This window comes from Rhodococcus koreensis, from assembly GCF_017068375.1.
Taxonomy (GTDB): Bacteria; Actinomycetota; Actinomycetes; order Mycobacteriales; family Mycobacteriaceae; genus Rhodococcus_F; species Rhodococcus_F koreensis.
On the sequence record NZ_CP070609.1, the window covers coordinates 1,632,501 to 1,651,330 of the forward strand.

Annotated in this window: 19 protein-coding genes and 1 rRNA gene (1 of these 20 only partly in view); 1 reads left to right on the forward strand and 19 read right to left on the reverse strand. The window is 65.9% G+C overall.

Going from position 1 to position 18,830, the window contains the following annotated elements; translation table 11 throughout:
- Positions 1-132, reverse strand: a 16S ribosomal RNA gene (locus JWS14_RS07560) (it extends 1,386 nt beyond the left edge of the window).
- A 615-nt stretch (positions 133-747) separates the two neighbouring features.
- Positions 748-2,022 carry a UDP-N-acetylglucosamine 1-carboxyvinyltransferase gene (gene murA, locus JWS14_RS07565; protein WP_072946140.1) on the reverse strand — a complete coding sequence of 425 codons (1,275 nt, stop codon included), beginning with the start codon at positions 2,020-2,022 and terminating at the stop codon, positions 748-750.
- A 54-nt stretch (positions 2,023-2,076) separates the two neighbouring features.
- Between murA and JWS14_RS07570 the strand changes: the two genes are divergently transcribed.
- Positions 2,077-2,652 carry a cob(I)yrinic acid a,c-diamide adenosyltransferase gene (locus JWS14_RS07570; RefSeq protein ID WP_206012790.1) on the forward strand — a complete coding sequence of 192 codons (576 nt, stop codon included), beginning with the start codon at positions 2,077-2,079 and terminating at the stop codon, positions 2,650-2,652.
- Here JWS14_RS07570 and JWS14_RS07575 read toward each other — a convergent pair whose 3' ends face one another.
- The 17 genes from JWS14_RS07575 to thrB all read right to left on the reverse strand — a co-directional run bounded on the left by JWS14_RS07575 (position 2,653) and on the right by thrB (position 18,830).
- Complete coding sequence (locus tag JWS14_RS07575; protein ID WP_124395819.1) at positions 2,653-3,075, reverse strand: DUF2550 domain-containing protein; 423 nt, start codon at positions 3,073-3,075, stop codon at positions 2,653-2,655.
- Between the two features lie 48 nt (positions 3,076-3,123).
- Positions 3,124-3,492 carry a F0F1 ATP synthase subunit epsilon gene (locus tag JWS14_RS07580; protein WP_007300053.1) on the reverse strand — a complete coding sequence of 123 codons (369 nt, stop codon included), beginning with the start codon at positions 3,490-3,492 and terminating at the stop codon, positions 3,124-3,126.
- Between the two features lie 6 nt (positions 3,493-3,498).
- Positions 3,499-4,950, reverse strand: coding sequence for a F0F1 ATP synthase subunit beta (gene atpD / locus JWS14_RS07585; protein WP_005252960.1), 1,452 nt, complete (start codon positions 4,948-4,950; stop codon positions 3,499-3,501).
- Between the two features lie 3 nt (positions 4,951-4,953).
- On the reverse strand, positions 4,954-5,934 hold the full coding sequence (locus JWS14_RS07590; protein ID WP_095865708.1) for a F0F1 ATP synthase subunit gamma: 981 nt from the start codon (positions 5,932-5,934) through the stop codon (positions 4,954-4,956).
- 48 nt (positions 5,935-5,982) lie between these two features.
- Positions 5,983-7,626 (reverse strand): F0F1 ATP synthase subunit alpha, encoded by a 1,644-nt coding sequence (atpA, locus tag JWS14_RS07595; protein ID WP_012688409.1) that lies wholly within the window; start codon positions 7,624-7,626, stop codon positions 5,983-5,985.
- Between the two features lie 62 nt (positions 7,627-7,688).
- The gene (locus tag JWS14_RS07600) at positions 7,689-8,516 is read right to left on the reverse strand and encodes a F0F1 ATP synthase subunit delta (protein ID WP_206012791.1); all 828 of its coding nucleotides are present in this window, start codon (positions 8,514-8,516) and stop codon (positions 7,689-7,691) included.
- Between the two features lie 5 nt (positions 8,517-8,521).
- Positions 8,522-9,082 carry a F0F1 ATP synthase subunit B gene (locus JWS14_RS07605; protein ID WP_095865710.1) on the reverse strand — a complete coding sequence of 187 codons (561 nt, stop codon included), beginning with the start codon at positions 9,080-9,082 and terminating at the stop codon, positions 8,522-8,524.
- 9 nt (positions 9,083-9,091) lie between these two features.
- Positions 9,092-9,337: an ATP synthase F0 subunit C gene (locus JWS14_RS07610; protein WP_072946125.1), complete on the reverse strand. Its 246-nt coding sequence runs from the start codon at positions 9,335-9,337 to the stop codon at positions 9,092-9,094.
- 85 nt (positions 9,338-9,422) lie between these two features.
- Complete coding sequence (gene atpB, locus JWS14_RS07615) at positions 9,423-10,208, reverse strand: F0F1 ATP synthase subunit A (RefSeq protein ID WP_371851572.1); 786 nt, start codon at positions 10,206-10,208, stop codon at positions 9,423-9,425.
- A gap of 321 nt (positions 10,209-10,529) precedes the next feature.
- Positions 10,530-11,003: a Cg1360 family ATP-synthase-associated protein gene (locus tag JWS14_RS07620; RefSeq protein ID WP_072946122.1), complete on the reverse strand. Its 474-nt coding sequence runs from the start codon at positions 11,001-11,003 to the stop codon at positions 10,530-10,532.
- Between the two features lie 38 nt (positions 11,004-11,041).
- Complete coding sequence (locus JWS14_RS07625) at positions 11,042-12,223, reverse strand: glycosyltransferase family 4 protein (protein WP_012688415.1); 1,182 nt, start codon at positions 12,221-12,223, stop codon at positions 11,042-11,044.
- Positions 12,220-12,876: an L-threonylcarbamoyladenylate synthase gene (locus JWS14_RS07630; protein ID WP_072946118.1), complete on the reverse strand. Its 657-nt coding sequence runs from the start codon at positions 12,874-12,876 to the stop codon at positions 12,220-12,222. The genes JWS14_RS07625 and JWS14_RS07630 overlap by 4 nt, the downstream gene beginning before the upstream one ends.
- On the reverse strand, positions 12,873-13,802 hold the full coding sequence (gene prmC, locus JWS14_RS07635) for a peptide chain release factor N(5)-glutamine methyltransferase (RefSeq protein ID WP_072946115.1): 930 nt from the start codon (positions 13,800-13,802) through the stop codon (positions 12,873-12,875). Before prmC ends, JWS14_RS07630 begins: the two co-directional genes overlap by 4 nt.
- 54 nt (positions 13,803-13,856) lie before the next feature.
- A complete protein-coding gene (gene prfA / locus JWS14_RS07640) occupies positions 13,857-14,936 on the reverse strand; it encodes a peptide chain release factor 1 (RefSeq protein ID WP_072946113.1) in 1,080 nt (359 codons plus the stop codon).
- Positions 14,937-15,028: 92 nt separating this feature from the next.
- A complete protein-coding gene (gene rpmE / locus JWS14_RS07645; protein ID WP_005252948.1) occupies positions 15,029-15,271 on the reverse strand; it encodes a 50S ribosomal protein L31 in 243 nt (80 codons plus the stop codon).
- Between the two features lie 228 nt (positions 15,272-15,499).
- Positions 15,500-17,557: a transcription termination factor Rho gene (gene rho, locus JWS14_RS07650; protein ID WP_206012792.1), complete on the reverse strand. Its 2,058-nt coding sequence runs from the start codon at positions 17,555-17,557 to the stop codon at positions 15,500-15,502.
- Positions 17,558-17,885: 328 nt separating this feature from the next.
- Complete coding sequence (gene thrB, locus JWS14_RS07655) at positions 17,886-18,830, reverse strand: homoserine kinase (RefSeq protein WP_095865910.1); 945 nt, start codon at positions 18,828-18,830, stop codon at positions 17,886-17,888.

The window sequence follows — 18,830 nt, forward strand, 5'->3', positions numbered from 1 at the left end:
TGCAGGGCAGATCACCCACGTGTTACTCACCCGTTCGCCGCTCGTGTACCCCGAAGGGCCTTACCGCTCGACTTGCATGTGTTAAGCACGCCGCCAGCGTTCGTCCTGAGCCAGGATCAAACTCTCCGTTGAAGACTCTAGATTTCACAGGCGAACCCGTTAATCAGTCATAGACATCGAGTCAAATCACTAGCGATCAAAAACTCAAACTAGCTTCAATCAAACACTGACCCCCCACCGACGGAAGAAGGAGGGAAGCCAGCAAATACCCACACCACAACATCAACCAAACCCCAAGAGGCGGTTGAACACTCGTGATGCGGAGTACCAAAAACATTTGGCACTGACATTCATCGACACACTGTTGAGTTCTCAAAGAACACGCGCACACCATCACTGCCGAAGTAACAACTTCAGCCTCTCCGGGGCAACCGTTCCATCTTATCCTACCAGCCTCACCGGCGCAAGCCGTGACGCTGATCAAGATCAAACCGGGATTGAAGCACCACCATACACGGCGGTGAACTTCCGATTTACCAGGCGCCTTCGTCCAACCTCGTGTCCCCCGCCTTCCGGCCGGGGTCGGTGTCCGTGTCGCTCTGACCTGGAATAAGTTACGCGAAGGGAAACTGCTTGCCAAATCGCCAGGTCACGGTGTTCGTCGTTGCAGGATTCCGCTGGTCAGAGCCGGTGCGCCCCTTCGGATCCGGGGCCTCGCCGCTCGTACCGGTTGCTGTGACGCCGGACTCACCGTGAAGAACCGGGTTCCGCGTCCACTCGTTCGATGCGGCCACCGAGTTCCTGCAGGATCTCGACGAAGCGGGGATAGCCGCGGTCGATGTGGAAGACGTCGTGCACTTCGGTCACCCCGTCGGCGACGAGACCCGCCAGCACGAGGCCGGCTCCCGCCCGGATGTCCGACGACCACACCGGCGCACTCGACAACTGCGCGATTCCCCGGATCACTGCGTGATGACCGTCCGTCCGCGCATCGGCGCCCAACCGGATCATCTCTTCGACGAACCGGAACCGCGCCTCGAAGACGTTCTCCGTGATCATCGATGTTCCCTCCGCGACCGCCGCGAGGCCGATCGCCATCGGCTGCAGGTCGGTGGGGAAACCCGGATAGGGCAGCGTCGCGAAGTTGACGGCTGTCGGCCGCGCTTCCTGGACCACCCGGAATCCGTCCGCCTCGGCCGTAACCTCGGCGCCGGCCACCCGCAGCTTGTCGAGCACCAGGCCGAGGTGCTTCGGGTTGACCCCGCGCACGCGCACGTCACCGCGCGTCATCGACGCCGCGATCCCCCACGTCGCCGCGACGATCCGGTCGCCGATGACGCGGTGCGTGGTCGGCTCGAGCTTGGGGACGCCCTGGATGGTCAGCGTGGATGTGCCGGCACCCTGGATCTTCGCGCCCATCTGGATCAGCATGTTGCACAGGTCGACGATCTCGGGTTCGCGGGCCGCGTTGTCGATCACCGTCTCGCCCTTGGCGAGGACGGCGGCCATCAGGATGTTCTCGGTCGCCCCCACCGACGGGAACGCGAGCCGGATGTTCGCACCGTGCAGGTCCTCGGCCTGCGCGACCACGCAGCCGTGCTCGATCGTGCTGTGCGCACCGAGCAACCGCAGCCCCGACTGATGCATGTCGAGGGGCCTCGAACCGATGGCGTCGCCACCGGGCAGCGCGACCACGGCGCGACGGCACCGCGCGACGAGCGGTCCGAGCACACACACCGAGGCGCGGAACTGTCGTACCGCCGCGAAATCGGCGTGGTGTTTGGGTTCGGCGGGTGTCGTGATCCGGACGACGGAATCATCGAGGTCCACCTCGCAGCCGAGGCCGCGCAGGACGTCGGCCATCAAAGGAACATCCAGGATGTCCGGACAATTGGTGACGGTTGTGGTGCCCTCAGCCAACAGCGCTGCCGCCATCAGCTTGAGAACGCTGTTCTTCGCGCCCCCGACAGACACTTCACCTACGAGGCGGTTACCGCCGGTGACAAGGAAGCGTTCGCTCACAGAACACAGCCTAGAGCCAGGGATGCCGGCACCGGAGGCCGGTACCGTAACGCTATGGCCGTACACCTCACCAAGATCTATACCCGGACCGGCGACGACGGGACCACCGGACTCAGCGATTTCTCCCGTGTGTCGAAGAACGATCCGCGGCTGATCGCGTACGCCGACTGCGACGAGGCGAACGCCTCGATCGGGGTTGCGGTCGCGCTGGGCGACCCGCCGGAGGAGATCCGGTCGATCCTGCGGCAGATCCAGAACGACCTGTTCGATGCCGGCGCCGACCTCTCCACCCCGGTGGAGGCGGAACCGAAATACCCGCCGCTGCGCATCACCGGCGAATACATCGATCGTCTCGAAGGCTGGTGCGACGAACTGAACGAACGCCTGGAGCCGCTGAACTCCTTCATTCTCCCGGGCGGGACGGCGCTGGGCGCTCTGCTGCACGTGGCGCGGACCGTGACCCGTCGCGCCGAGCGGTCCGCGTGGGCGGCCGTCGACACCAGCCCGGAGACCACCAACGCTCTTCCGGCGAAATACCTCAACCGGCTGTCGGATCTGCTGTTCATCGTCAGCAGGCTCGCGAACCCCGAGGGCGACGTGCTCTGGAAGCCGGGCGCCGGGAAGTCCTGATCAGAGTCGGCGACCGCGAACCGATCGGCCGGACGGTCGCGATTCGACCCAGGACAGGAACGCGGTCAACGCTCCCCCGTCCAGTGCGATCTCGTACGAGCTCCCGCGGTCCTTGACCGACAGGATGATGATCTCCTCGGACATGATGTCGAATTCGGAGCCCTCGGGGCTGCGACGACCTGCGACCTCGATGCCCTGGCGCTCGATACGCGAATCGGGGCCGGGTCGCAGACTCGACAGTTTGAAGAAGACGAGGGAGCCCTCGCCGTAGCGGATGACGCCGTGGCGCCACCCGGTGTCCCCCGGGGCAGGCGTCACCCGGAGGATCGCCGCGGTGCCCCCGCGGCGCAGTACTGCAAGCCGATACAGAAAAACCGCGACGAAGGCCGCGAGCAGCACAACCAGAATGATCAACACAGTCATTCCGATTGTCACTGTTCGTCGGCTCCGTCGCGGTCTTTCTCGTGCAGCCTAGGCGCGCTCGACAGCGCGGACCCGACCCTTGGCGACAGCAATCGCCTCGAGGTCGTCTCCACTCTCTGCGAGCACGGCCTTGGCCGCTTCCACATCGATGTCCTCGGCCAAGTCGGCTGACTCGGCGAGGATCGTGACTGTCTTCGCGGTCACGGACAGGAATCCGCCGTGCACAGCAGCGACGATACGCTCACCGTCGGCCGTCGTGATCGCAACCACTCCGCCCTCGACCAGCTGTCCGAGAACCGGCTCATGCCCGGGCATGACACCGATCTCGCCCTCGGTCGTCTGTGCGCTGACGAGAGTCGCCGAACCAGACCACAACCGTCGCTCCACGGCGACGAGTTCCACGGTCATCTCAGCCATCGTCGACTACTTCCCGGCGATCTTCTTGGCTGCAGCCTCGACGTCATCGAGTCCACCACAGCTGTTGAACGCCTGCTCGGGCAGGTGATCGAACTCGCCCTTGCAGATGCGGTCGAACGCCTCGATGGTGTCGCGGAGCGGCACCACGGAGCCGGGCTCACCGGTGAACTTCTCGGCGACGATGAAGTTCTGGCCGAGGAACTTCTGCAGACGACGGGCACGGCCGACGAGCACCTTGTCCTCTTCCTGCAGCTCGTCCATACCGAGGATGGCGATGATGTCCTGCAGTTCCTTGTACTTCTGCAGGATGCGCTTGACCTCGTTGGCGACCCGGAAGTGCTCGGCACCGACGATGCCGGGCTCCAGGATGCGGGAGGTGGAGGTCAGCGGGTCCACAGCGGGGTAGATACCCATCTGCGAGATCGGACGCGACAGCTCGGTGGTGGCGTCGAGGTGCGCGAACGTCGTGGCCGGCGCCGGGTCGGTGTAGTCGTCGGCGGGCACGTAGATCGCCTGCAGCGAGGTGATGGAGCGGCCTCGCGTCGAGGTGATCCGCTCCTGCAGCTCACCCATCTCGTCAGCCAGGGTCGGCTGGTAACCCACGGCCGAAGGCATACGACCGAGCAGGGTCGACACCTCGGAACCGGCCTGGGTGAAACGGAAGATGTTGTCGATGAACAGCAACACGTCCTGACCCTGGACATCGCGGAAGTACTCCGCCATGGTCAGCGCGGACAGGGCGACGCGCATACGCGTTCCCGGCGGCTCGTCCATCTGGCCGAAGACGAGGGCGGTGTCCTGGAGGACGCCCATCTCTTCCATCTCGAGGTGAAGGTCGGTGCCCTCACGGGTGCGCTCACCGACGCCTGCGAACACCGAGGTGCCGGAGAACTCGCGGGCGATACGGGTGATCATTTCCTGGATCAGAACGGTCTTGCCGACACCGGCACCACCGAACAGACCGATCTTTCCACCCTTGACGTACGGGGTGAGGAGGTCGATGACCTTGATGCCGGTCTCGAGGATCTCCGTCTTACCCTCGAGCTGGTCGAAGGCCGGTGGCTTGCGGTGGATGCCCCACTGCTCGCCGTCGCGACCCGTACCGGGAGCGTCGAGGCAGTCGCCCAGCGCGTTGAAGACGTGGCCCTTGACGACGTCGCCGACGGGAACCGAGATCGGCTTGCCCGTGTCGGACACCGAGGTGCCGCGGATCAGACCGTCGGTGGGCTGCATCGAGACGGTGCGCACCAGGTTGTCGCCGAGGTGCTGTGCAACCTCGAGGGTCAGCGTCTTGGCGACCGAGGGGAGCGTGATCTCGGCGTGCAGGGCGTTGAACAGTTCAGGAATGGCGCCACGCGGGAATTCAACGTCCACGACGGGACCGATGACCCGCACGACGCGGCCGGCGACGGACGAACCCGAGCCTGCCCCGTTGTTTTCGGTTACTGCTGCGGTCATTGCTTAGTCACTTCCTGCGCTCGAGGCGAGCGCATTCGCGCCGCCGACGATCTCGCTGATTTCCTGGGTGATCTGGGCCTGGCGAGCCTGGTTTGCCTGACGGCTCAACGTGTTCACCAGTTCGTTTGCGTTGTCCGTCGCGGCCTTCATGGCGGTACGACGGGCAGCCGACTCCGACGCCGCAGCATCCAGCAGCGAGGAGTAGATGCGGGTGCTGATGTACTTCGGCAGCAGGGCACCGAGCAGCTTGTCGGGTTCCGGCTCGAAGTTGTATCCGGCGACCGGGTCCGAGTTGCTGGACCCGTGACCGTTCGTCAGGATGTCTTCGCCGAGTTCGACGTGCTCCTCGGAGACCATCACCTCGAGGGGAGCCATCCGGCGAACCTCGGGAGACTGGGTCAGCATCGACACGAAGCGGGTGTAGACGATGTGCAGCTCGTCGACGCCTTCGATGGTGCCCTCACCGTTCGGCGCGGGAACCTCGGAGCCGGATCCGGCCATGAACAGGTCGACCAGGTGCCGGCTCGCCTTGGCAGCGTCGGAGTAGCCCGGATTCTGGGAGAACCCGGTCCACGCACCCCCCAGATCGCGGTCACGGAACGTGTAGTAGCCCAGGCCCTTGGATCCGAGCACGTAGATCACCGGATCCTTGCCCTCGCTGCGCAGCAGCTGGAACAGCTCCTCGGCCTCCTTGAGGACGTTGGAGTTGTATCCGCCGCACATACCGCGGTCACTGGTGACGACCAGGACCGCGGCACGCTTGGGATCGGTGCGCTCGTTGAGCAACGGGTGGTCCAGCGAAGCGGACGCGCTCGCCAGCTCCGAGAGAACCTTCGTGATCTCCTCGGCGTACGGCTTCGCCGCGGCGACGCGCGACTGTGCCTTCGTGATCCGCGAGGTCGCGATCAGTTCCTGGGCCTTGGTGATCTTCTTGGTCGAGTTGACCGACTTGATGCGAGACCTCAGTTCGAGAATGCTTGCCATCGATCGATCACTCTCCCTTCATGTTTCGCAGCATCATGGGCAGGCCGCTCACTTGCTGACGGTGGTGCGCTTGACGTTGATCTGCTCGTGGCCGACCTCGCCGGCGTCCAGAGCCTCAGCCTCGGCCTCGTTCACGACCCGGCTTCCGTCGGACGCGAGGAACGTTTCCTTGAACTTGTCGGTGGCCTCGACCAGTGCCTTGGCGTTGTCGGCGTCGAGGGCCTTGCCGCCCTTGATGCTCTCGTACACGCCGGAGGCGGTGCGGTGCAGCTCGTCGAGCAGTTCGGCCTCGAAGCGACGGACGTCGCCGACGGGCACGCTGTCGAAGACACCTTCACCGGCGAGGTAGATCGACACGATCTGGTCCTCGACGGGGATCGGGCTGTACTGATCCTGCTTGAGCAGCTCCACCAGGCGGGCGCCACGCTCGAGCTGTGCCTTCGAGGCGGCGTCCAGGTCGGAGGCGAAGGCCGAGAACGCCTCGAGCTCACGGAACTGGGCCAGCTCCAGACGCAGCGAGCCGGAAACCTTCTTCATGCCCTTGGTCTGCGCGGCGCCACCGACACGGGACACCGAGATGCCGACGTTGATGGCGGGACGGACACCCTTGTTGAACAGGTCCGACTCGAGGAACACCTGACCGTCGGTGATGGAGATGACGTTGGTCGGGATGTAGGCCGAGACGTCGTTGGCCTTGGTCTCGATGATCGGCAGCGCGGTCAGCGAGCCTCCACCCAGGGCGTCGGACAGCTTGGCCGAACGCTCCAGCAGGCGGGAGTGCAGGTAGAAGACGTCACCGGGGTATGCCTCACGTCCCGGCGGGCGACGCAGCAGCAGCGAGATGGCGCGGTACGCCTCGGCCTGCTTGGTCAGGTCGTCGAACACGACCAGGACGTGCTTGCCCTGGTACATCCAGTGCTGACCGATGGCGGAGCCGGTGTAGGGGGCGAGCCACTTGAAACCGGCGGAGTCGGAGGCCGGGGCAGCGACGATGGTGGTGTACTCCATCGCGCCCTGCTCCTCGAGGGCAGCCTTGACGCCCGCGATGGTGGAACCCTTCTGGCCGATCGCGACGTAGATGCAGCGAACCTGCTGCTTCTCGTCGCCGGTCTCCCAGTTGGCCTTCTGGTTCAGGATCGCGTCGATGCAGACGGCGGTCTTGCCCGTCTTACGGTCGCCGATGACGAGCTGACGCTGTCCGCGGCCGATCGGGGTCATCGCGTCGATGGCCTTGATGCCGGTCTGCAGCGGCTCCTCGACGGGCTGACGCTCGAGCACCGAGGCAGCCTGCAGCTCGAGGGCGCGGGTCTCGTCGCTCGCGATCTCGCCCAGGCCGTCGATCGGCTGGCCGAGCGGGTTGATGACGCGGCCGAGGAAGGCGTCGCCGACGGGTACCGACAGCACGTCGCCGGTCCGCTTGACTTCCTGGCCTTCCTGGATGTTCTCGTAATCGCCCAGGATGACGGCACCGATCTCGGTGGCATCCAGGTTGAGCGCGACGCCCAGAATTCCGCCGGGGAACTCCAGCAGTTCGTTGGCCATCGCCGAAGGCAGGCCACTGACGTGCGCGATGCCGTCGCTGGTGTCGGTCACGACGCCGACCTCTTCGCGGGAGGCCTCCGGGGAGTAGCTCGCGGTGTAGTTCTCGATCGCGCTACGGATCTCGTCGGAGGAGATCGTCAGCTCCGCCATGTTTTTCCTGCTCTCGGTGTCTGGTCTTCGAAAAGATCTGGGGTATGGGGTTCGGTTGCGGACTACTTGAGGGACTTCCGCAACGCTGCGAGACGTCCCGCTCCGCTGCCGTCGATCACCTCGTCGCCCACCCGGACGACCAAGCCGCTGAGGAGTTCAGGATCGACCTCCACGTGAACCGTCACCGGCTTCCCGTAGGTACGGGTGAGGGTGGCGGTCAGCCGATCCGACTGCTCACTGGACAGCGGAGCAGCGCTGCGCACCTTGGCGACAACGGCCTTCCGCTGCGCTGCTGCCAGATTCGACAGTTCGTCGAAGGCGTCCGCGGGTGCGGAGTTCTTCAACCGGCCCACTGCCTGGGTCGCCAATGCCTCGGAGACCGCGGTGACCTTGCCGTACAGCAGCTTGGAGAGCAGGTCACGCTTGCCCTTCGCCAGTACGGAACGGTCGGACAGTGACTGCTCGAGCTTGGGGTCACCGGCAACGATGCGGCCGAGACGGAAGAGCTCGTCCTCGACGGCGTCGAGCTGTCCCTGATCGGCCGCTGCCTTCAGCAGCGATTCCCGACCGAGGAGCACCAGCGAGTTGAGCAGGTCGGAGGTGGCGGACCAGTCCTGGCCCACCGCCGCCTTCAGGACGGCGAGGGTCTCGGCCGAGACCTTGCCGCCGAACACCTGCTGGGCCAGACCTTCGCGAACGCTCCCGGTCGTCGAGGTGTCCGACAGGGCACTCCGGAGAGTGCGCTGCTCGTCCAGGATCTCGACGACCGAGAACAGCTCGGCCCCGATCTGGGCCGCGGCCGCTGTGGCTGCTCCGGCAGAGACGGATCCCAAGGCCGAAGACAACGCAGCACGGGTCTGCGTCAAGGCCTCACGGCTCGCTGCGTACATGGTGCTCACTTCCCTGCTGCGGAATTTGCGCCGATGGAGTCGAGCTCGTTCAGGAATCGATCGACAGTGCCGGCCCGCTTGACGTCGTCGGCGAGGGACTCACCGATGAGCTTCTCAGCGAGGTCGACCGCGGTGCGGCCGAGATCGGCGCGCAGTTCGGCGACGATCTGCTGACGCTGGGCAACCAGCTGGTTGTTGCCGGCGGCCACGATGCGGTCGCTTTCTTCCTGAGCCTGTGCCTTCATTTCGGCGATGATCTGCTGCCCCTGGGTGCGCGCGTCCTCACGGATCTGCGCAGCTTCGGTGCGAGCTTCGGCCAGCTGAGCGCGGTACTGCTCGAGCGCCGCCTTCGCTTCGGCCTGGGCCTCTTCGGCCCGCTTGATGCCGCCGTCGATCTGCTCGGTTCGCTCGGCAAGGACCTTCTGGAACATCGGAAGGACGTACTTCCAGAAGACGAAACCAACGATGACCAGGCAGACGATCGACCAAACGATGTCATACGTCGCGGGGAGGAGAGGGTTGTGACTCTCTTCCTCTGCCGCGAGCAATGCGATGTTGGCTGCCATGTGACGGTCTTAGAAAATGAAGCCGGCGACGAGGCCGATCAGCGCGAGGGCTTCGGTGAAGGCGATACCGAGGAACATCGTGGTACGAACCTGTCCGGCCATCTCGGGCTGGCGAACCATTCCCTCGATTGCCTTACCGACAACGATGCCCACGCCGATGCCGGGGCCGATCGCGGCGAGACCGTAGCCGATGGCTCCGAAGCCCGTCGAGCGGGTTTCCTGGACAGCTTCCTGAGCGAGGTAGGCGAGGCTCATGGTGTTCCGTTCCCTTTCTGTTGACCTCCGCCGGATTCGGCGGGAGGCTCAGTTCTTGGTGTAGCTGGTCGTGAAATTTGTGGTGCTAGTGCGAATCCGCGTGCAGCGCCAGATCGATGTACACCGACGTGAGCAGCGCGAAGACGTAGGCCTGCAGGAAGATCACCAGCAGTTCGAAGAAGGTGAATGCAATGCCGGCGGCAAGCGAGGCCACACCGAACACGGCCTGGAACCCACCGGAGACGAAGAAGAAGTACTGGGTGGCGCTGAAGAACAGCACCAGCAGGATGTGGCCGGCCAGCATGTTGGCCATGAGACGAACCATGAGCGTGAACGGCCGGAGGACGAACGTCGAGATGAACTCGATCGGCACGAGCAGGAAGTGCAGCGGAAGCGGCACACCCGGGACGACGATGCTGCTCTTCACGTACTTGAAGAAGCCGTACTTCTTGATGCCGACGTAGTTGAACACGATGTACGCCAGGGCGGCGAGCACGAGCGGCATGCCGATGCGCGCGTTCGGCGAGATGTTGATGAAGGGGATGATGCTGCCGAGGTTGCTGGCGAGCACCAGGAAGAAGATGGTGGTGATGACCGGCAGGAAGCGCTTGCCCTGCTCCTTGCCGAGAATCTCTTCCGCGATGTTGATCCGGACGAAGTCGAGCGCGATCTCACCGATGTTCTGGACACCGCGAGGAATGATCTTCGGGCTGCGCATCGCGATGACGAAGAAGAGCATCATCAGCGCGGACAGCAGGATGCGAACCAGCATCAGGCGGTCGAGTTCGAACGGAGTCCCTTCGAACAGGACCGCGGGCGGGAAGAAGTCGTTCAGGGAAGGCGCGTGGAATTCTTCCGCGGCCACGTTGATGACGCTCAGCGTTCTCTCCCGTAGTCGGTCCGCAGCCTTCGTTGACTGCGGTTCGATCGGACATTGACGATCAAACAAGTCGACAAGCTCGACTCGCGTATTCGTCAGCTGCTGCGGACTGTTCGAGTCCAGCGTCTGTCGGTGTCGGCGACTCTCGTCGACTCGGCGGCCCTGAAAGTGCGGCCACCTACAAGCATGCAATACCGGCGAGTAACTGACTCGCACTCTCATTGCTCTCGCTTGACCCAGACCTTAGCAAGTCATCTACGACGTTGTGTAGACGGGGTCGGGGTCGATTCAATTTTACTACATCTCGTAGTACTACTTATCGTCCGAATCGGGCGATCCGGCGTCGTCCGACGGCGTGGGTTCGACGTACGGCGCCTTGGTACCGAGCACTCCGAACGTTTCCGCTCCCAGCACGATGACCAGCGAAAGCACCATGACCAGCACCAATGCCGTCTTGTCGTAGAAGTCGAGCGGTTTGAGGATCGCGAGGACCGTGATCGCGAGGATCATCTTCAGCAACCACGTACCGAGCAGTACCGCTCCCGCCGTCAGCGCCGGAAGCTTCGCGGTGAACAGCACACCGAGTGCGGTGCACAGGATGAATCCTCCCCCGACCGCCGCACCGAGAAGGGCCCCGTACAGGCCCGGCTTGCCCGCGACGAGAAAAGCGACGATCGAACCGACCACTGCCAGCACGATCAGACCGAGAACTCCGTAGCGCACGGCAGCCCGCAACGACGCGGTGTGATCAGGGGCGGAGGCAGGGGTGAACGTCACGGTCGCCAAGGGTAGTGGATCCTCGCCGGTCCGCGGCAACCCTCCCGTCAGCCCCGACGATCGTGCTGCTGTCCGCGAATCGACGGGACAGCCGTCACGACCAATGCGAAGACCAGGCCTCCCGCGACCAGGAGCACGACGACGCGACGGTCGAACAGGGCCGAACCGACCGCGCCGAACGCCAGCACACCGACCCACAAGTAGATGAGCAGCACGACGCGGCGGTGCGAGTGCCCGATCTGCAGGAGCCGGTGGTGGAGGTGCATCTTGTCGGGGCTGAACGGGCTCACCCCGGCGCGGGTTCGCCGGACCACGGCCAGCAACAGGTCGAGGATCGGAATGAACATGACGGCACCGACCAACAGCAGCGGCGAGAGCAGACCGAGCAGGTCGCGGGTGCCGTACGCGGTCAACGGAATGCGACCGGACGCGCTGGTGGAGATGGCCGCCAGCATCAGTCCGATCAGCATGGAGCCGGAGTCGCCCATGAAGATCTTGGCGGGCTGGAAGTTGTGCGGAAGGAAACCGAGACACGCACCTGCCAGGGCGGCGGCGATCAGAGCGGGCGGATAGGCGCTGACGTCGCCGCCCTGATCGTGCAGAAGTCCCACCGAGAACACGCAGATCGCGAGCGACGAGATCAGGCCGAGGCCCGCGGCGAGGCCGTCGAGGCCGTCGACGAAGTTCATGGCGTTCACCATCACCACCGCGACACCAACGGTGACGAGACCGGCCTGCAGCTGGTCGAGGATGACCGTGCTGCCGTCCCCGAACGGCATATAGACGATGAACCAGCTCACCCCCATCACGACGAGGATCCCGGCCGCGGTGACCTGGCCGACGAACTTCGTGAGCGCGTCCAGGCCCCAGCGGTCGTCGACCACCCCCACCAGCACGATCACAAACCCCGACACCAGGGCCGCGGGAATGTCGGAGGTGAACTCGAATCCCCTGGTGAGCGCGGGTAGCTGCTGCGCGAACAACAACGCGACGAGCATGCCGAGATACATGCCGACCCCGCCGAGGCGGGGCGTCGGGGTGACATGGACGTCCCGGTCCCGCGGCACCGCCACTGCCCCGAACCGCAGCGCGAACAGCCGCACGGCTCCGGTGGCGAGGTAGGTCACCACCGCGGCCGTGAAGAGGACGAGCAGGAGTTCGCGCAGCGGGACACCCGCGCCCCCACCTGCTTGAGCCAGCACCACGCCGGCCGATTCGGCAGCACTCACTGGGCGGACAGACTCTCCGCCGTCACTCCGAGTACGGCGGCGACATCGCCGGTGGGCACCGCGCCTTCACGCAGGATCCGCGGGGTGGCGCCGGTGAGGTCGACGATTGTCGATGCCTGCCCCTGTTCCGCCCGGCCACCGTCGAGGTACACGCTCGCCGATCCGCCGAGTTGCTCGCGGGCTTCCTCCACCGTCGTGGCGGGCGAGCGCCCGGAGACGTTCGCGCTCGACACCGCGAGCGGACCGACCTCACGCAGCAGTTCGAGGGCGACCGGGTGCAGCGGCATGCGCAGCATGACCGTGCCCCGGGTGTCGCCGAGATCCCATGCCAGCGAAGGCGCTTGCTCCACAACGAGACTCAGCCCGCCGGGCCAGAACGCCCGGATGAGGTCGCGCGCCTGCGGGCGCACGCTGTACACCAGGCCGTCGATCGTGTTCCACGAGCCGACGAGCACGGGCACCGGCATGTCCCGCCCGCGACCCTTGGCCCGCAGGAGGGCGGCGACGGCCTCGCTGTCGAATGCGTCCGCGCCGATTCCGTACAGCGTGTCCGTGGGGAGCACGACGAGACGCCCGGCCTTCAGCGCATTCTTGGCCGCACTCAGTCCGGCGGAGCGTGAATCGGGAAGGCCACAGTCGTAAACGGTACTCACCGGTTCATTCTTTCACCCTCGGCGTCGGCCCCTGCACGCTGCGCCTCGATATCCGTTGCGACGCGCCGGGCCACGACGAACCGCGGCTTCCCCGCCAGGTCCGGATGCTCCGCGACCTCGCCGAACACCCGGCGGGACGCGAACAGTGCCGCGACGTCGGAGCCGTTCGAGTCGTCGTGCTCGATTCCGACCGCTCCCCCGATGCGCAGCCAGCGCGCGACGTTCGAGATCATCGGCTTGATGACGGACAGACCGTCAGGTCCGGCGAACAGCGCGCTGTGCGGATCGTGGTCGGCCACCTCGGGTTCGAGTTCGACACCCTCCGGGATGTACGGCGGATTCGCGACGATCAGGTCGACCCCGCCCTCGAGCCCGGCGAGCAATGTCCGGTCCGTCACGTCACCCTGGTACAGCCTGATCGGCGCGTCACCTGCCTGTTCGCGGGCGTCGGCATTGCGCCGGGCCCACGCGAGCGCATGCGGTTCCAGTTCGACGGCGTGTACGACGGCGTCGGGGCGGGCGTTGGCGATCGCCAGCGCGAGCGCGCCCGACCCGGTGCACAGGTCGAGGACCACCGGCGGATGCTGATCGCAGCTTCCGAGGAATGCGAGCGCCCACCCGAGCAGCAGTTCCGTCTCCGGGCGCGGCACGAAAACGCCGGGGCCGACCTCGATGTCGATGTCTCCCATGGCGGCCGTACCGAGGATGTACTGCAACGGAATCCGCTTGGCCCGCTGGTCGACCATCTTCTTGTAGGCGTCGATCACCGACTCGTCGACGAGCGGGACGAGCCCGAGCCGGGTTCGCTCCACCCCCAGCAGGTGTGCCGCGAGCAGTTCGGCGTCCGCACGGGAGCTACGCACCCCGGCCTCGTCGAGTTGCGCGGTTGCGTCGATCAGGGCCAGGCGAAGAGGAAGGCGACTCACAGGTACAGACTGCCACGCGGCCCGCCGCCCGGTGGCGCGGTCCCGGCTTCGCGGTTACTCCGCGGCGAGCCTCGCCTCACGGTCCGACTTGCCGAGCGCGTCGAGCAGGGCGTCGAGTTCGCCGTCCAGGACCGCATCCAGGTTGTGGGACTTGAACCCGATCCGGTGATCGGTGATGCGGTTCTCCGGGAAGTTGTACGTACGGATCCGCTCGGAACGGTCGACGGTGCGCACCTGGCTCTGCCTGCCCGCCGACGCCTCCGCGTCCGCGGCCTCCTCCGCCGCAGCCTGCAACCGGGCGGCGAGCACCTGCATGGCGCGGGCCTTGTTCTGCAGCTGCGAGCGTTCGTTCTGACAGGTCACGACGATGCCGGTGGGCAGGTGCGTGATCCGGACCGCGGAGTCGGTGGTGTTGACACCCTGACCACCCTTGCCCGAGGAGCGGTAGACGTCGATGCGCAGGTCGGTTTCGTCGATCTGCACCTCCTCCACCTCTTCCGGTTCCGGGTAGATGAGGACACCGGCGGCGGACGTGTGGACGCGTCCCTGCGATTCCGTCACGGGCACACGCTGCACACGGTGGACGCCGCCCTCGAACTTCAGCCGCGCCCAGACCCCGTCACGCACATCGCCCTTCGACTTGATCGACAGCGTCGCGTCCTTGTATCCGCCGAGGTCGGACACGGTCGCGTCGAGGATCTCGACGCGCCAACCGTGACGCTCGGCGTACCGGACGTACATCCGGGCCAGGTCGGAGGCGAACAACGCGGATTCCTCGCCGCCCTCCCCCGACTTCACCTCGAGCACCACGTCGTCACCGTCGTGCGGGTCGCGGGGAGCCAGGAGATCGGTGAGAGTCTTGTCCAGTTCGAGGACCTGCTCCTCGAGTGCGGGCACCTCGGCGGCGAAGCTGGAATCGTCGGCGGCGAGTTCACGCGCCGCCTCCAGATCGTCCTGCGCCGACTTGAGCCTGGTGTACGTCGCCATGATCGGTGCGAGTTCGGCGAATCGCTTGCCCGCCTTGCGGGCCGCGGAAGCGTCGTTGTGCAGGGCCGGATCCGCCAACTGCTGCTCCAGGCCGGCATGTTCGGCCAGGATGTCGTCGATGGCCGAAGGCTGGGTGGTCCCTGCCATGATTCGCTCCGCTCTGCGTTCGTTCGGGAAGTAGGCACAAAAAAGCCGACGCCCGGCCTGCAATTATCGCAGGACGGGCGTCGGCGGAACAGCTAGGACTCTGCAGATTCCTTGGCTGCGCCCTTGCCGGCACGCTTGCCGTAGCGAGCCTCGAAGCGGGCGACACGTCCACCGGTGTCGAGGATCTTCTGCTTGCCGGTGTAGAACGGGTGGCACTGCGAGCAGACCTCGACGTTGATACGCCCGGTCTCCTTGGTGCTGTGGGTCTCGAAGGTGTTGCCGCAACCACAGACCACGGTGGTGGCCACGTAATTGGGGTGAATGCCTGACTTCATGGTGTCCCTTTCAATGGTCGCCGGGTCGCCTTCGCCGTTCGAAGACGTGAACCGGAACCGGACTCAGCCGCTCAGTATGCCAGACCGCAGGTTCGCGATCCCAATCGGCATTTTGTGCTTGCGGTGTGGTCAACGCGGGTGGTCCGCGTTTTGTTCCACGGTGATTCCGGAGGGGGAAACAGCGGGGCCCGGCGACTAAAGTCGCCGGGCCCCGCTTCGGGTCGATGATCAGTCGTCGATCGCGCCCGGAGCAGTCTTCGACACCTGCATGAGGAATTCGAGGTTGCTCTTGCTCTTCTTGAGCCGGTCGATCAGCAGATCGATGGCCTGGTGCGAATCGAGACCGGAGAGCACGCGCCGGAGCTTGTGCAGCACCGCCGCCTCGTCCGGGCTGAGCAGCAGCTCGTCCTTACGTGTGCCCGAGGGGTTCACGTCCACGGCCGGGAACACGCGGCGTTCCGCGATCTTGCGGTCCAGCTTCAGCTCGGCGTTACCGGTGCCCTTGAACTCCTCGAAGATCACGGTGTCGCCGGTGGAACCGGTCTCGACCATTGCCGTCGCGATGATCGTGAGCGAACCGCCGTTCTCGATGTTGCGCGCAGCACCGAGGAAACGCTTCGGCGGGTACAGCGCGGTCGAGTCGACACCACCGGAGAGGATACGTCCCGACGCCGGCGACGAGTTGTTGTACGCACGGCCGAGGCGGGTGATCGAGTCGAGCAGGACGACGACGTCCTTACCCGCCTCCACCAGGCGCTTCGCACGCTCGATGGCGAGCTCGGCGACCGACGTGTGGTCTCCCGGCGGGCGGTCGAAGGTCGAGGAGATGACCTCGCCCTTCACCGAACGCTGCATGTCGGTGACCTCTTCGGGACGCTCGTCGACCAGCACGACCATGAGGTAGCACTCGGGGTTGTTGGTCGCGATGGCGTTCGCGATGGCCTGCAGAACGCTGGTCTTACCGGCCTTCGGCGGGCTCACGATCAGCGCACGCTGTCCCTTGCCGATCGGCATCACCAAGTCGATGACACGCGTCGTCAGGATGTTCGGCGTCGTCTCCAGACGCAGCCGCTGATTCGGGTACAGCGGGGTGAGCTTGCCGAACTCGGGGCGCTTCTTGGCCGCTTCGACGTCGCCGCCGTTGACGGTGTCGATGCGGACCAGCGGGTTGAACTTCTGCCGCTGGTTGCCCTGGTCACCCTCGCGTCCGATCCGGACGGCGCCGGTGATGGCGTCGCCGCGACGGAGGCCGTTCTTGCGGATCAGGTTCATCGACACGTAGACGTCGTTCGGTCCGGCCAGGTAGCCGGAGGTCCGCACGAACGCGTAGTTGTCGAGGACGTCCAGGATGCCCGCGACCGGCTGCAGGACGTCGTCCTCGCGGATCTCGGTCTCGCGAACGTCACCGCCGCCGCCTTCACCGCGGTCGCGTCCACGACGACGTTCGCGGAAGCGGCGTCCGCGGCGTCCGCGACCGCCTTCCTCGTCGTCGCCGGGGCGGTTGTCGCTGGTGCGCGGGCCGTTGCCGCCCTGGCTGCGGTCGCCACGGTTGTCGCGGTCGCCCCGGTCACCGCGGGTCTCGCCGCGATCACCACGGGTCTCGCCACGGTCGCCGCCGCGCTCACGTCGGTTGCGGTCGCCGCCCTGCTCGCCGGAGCCGTCCTGCTTCGCCGGCTTCTCGGCGGAATCCTGACGGTCCTCGGCCTGCTTGCGCTCGGCCTGCTGCGTGTCGGTGGCAGTCGCCGAGGCCGTGTCCTGGGCGTTGCCGCCCTGGTCACCCTGCTCGGGAGCGCCCGCCCGACGTGCGGATCCGCGACGCTGGCGGCCACGACGTCCGCCTTCGGCGGTGTCGGTGTCCCCTGCAGCGCCGTCGGCCGTCGCAGGTTCGGCCGTCTTGGGCTCGGCGGCCTTCTCGGCGGGTTCCGCCTGCGGAATCACTTCGAGTTCGGTCTGAGCGGACTGTTCGCGCTTGGCGCGCGTCGCCCGGGTCCGGGGAGCGGTTTCGGTCGCGGCAGCGGCCGGGGCCGCAGAGCCGCCCTGACGCTCCTTGATCGCGGCGATCAGGTCGCCCTTGCGCATCCCCGAAATGCCCTTGATGCCCAGCTCACCTGCGAGAGAGCGGAGCTCGGTGAGCACCATTCCGGACAGCCCGGCACCTCGGCGCGCGTCGGCGCGCTTTGTGGAGGCCGTCACTGATGACGCCTGTGAAGAGTCGCCTGCCTGCGCGCCAACGGTATCCACCGAGGAGGCGCGCACAGGAGCGGCGATGAGGTCCGTATCGGTCACGGAGGTCCTTTCCTTCCCTCACTCGCGCTGCGCAGAGTCGAGGGTTCGTCCCGTAATTCGGTTTCGAATACCGAATTCGGATGTGCCGTACGTAGTTGCATGTGAAGAACTGCCGGCTTGCCCGCCATCACATCACCCTTGAAACAGGCGCGTACTCGCAATCCCTACACGACAGATAGTGCGGAGGATCGTGCCAGGAGCCGTCAACCCCGATTGACCTGGAGTAATTGCCCTGGTGAAGCACCGGCGTCTGATGCGCACGATGTACGGACATTGCCCAGGATAGCTGTGAACGACCGTAGGGGCAAGGAGACGCCCCTACGGCGTGTCAGCTGGTCCGGACGCCGTCGGCTACGTCCAGTTCGAGAACCTGCAACCCCTCGGCCTCGGCCTGTGCTCGAAGATCCACGGGGAAAGGCTCCGTGGTCAATGCGAGAACGGTCGGTCCGGCTCCGGAGACGGTGGCGGCGATACCCGCCTTGCGGAGGACGGCGATCCATCGCGTCGTCAGAGGAAGGGCCGGAGCGCGCTGCGTCTGATGCAGTCGGTCCTCGGTGGCCGACATCAGAAGGTCGGGACGCTCTGTGAGCGCCACCACAGCGAGGGCCCCGCGGCTGACGTTGAACGCGGCATCCCGGTGGGGAACCGTCTCGGGCAACAGACCCCGCGTGTGGGCCGTCGACGAGCGCTCCCCCGGAACCAGTGCGACGACCCGGATCGCGGGGTGCACCTTCAGCGGGACGGCCGAGTAGATGTCGGTGGCCGCGGGGGCTCCGTCGGCCTGCTCACCCGCGCAGCTCCACGACACGACCGCGCCGCCGAGCACGCTCGCCGACGCGTTGTCGGGGTGCCCTTCGAATTCCGACGACAGCTGGACGAGCTGATCGAGCGACAGTCCGAGTTCGGGGTCGAGCTTGATCGCCAGGCCGTTGGCGGCCGCCAGTCCCCCGACGACAGCGGAGGCAGAGGACCCCAGACCGCGCGAATGGGGTATCACGTTGCGGCACACCACGTCCAGGCCGTCGGCCCACACACCGGCCGATTCCAGGCCGCGTTCGATCGCCCGGACCACGAGATGGGATGGACCCCACGGCACGTCGTCGGCGCCCTCGCCCTCGACCCGGATGTTCAGCCCCGAAGCCGTGGTCGTCACGGTGATCTCGTCGTACAGTCCGAGCGCGATGCCCAGCGTGTCGAAACCCGGGCCGAGGTTGGCGCTCGACGCAGGCACGCGAGCGGTCACGGTGAGGCCCGCGGGGAGGGTCTGTGTCAT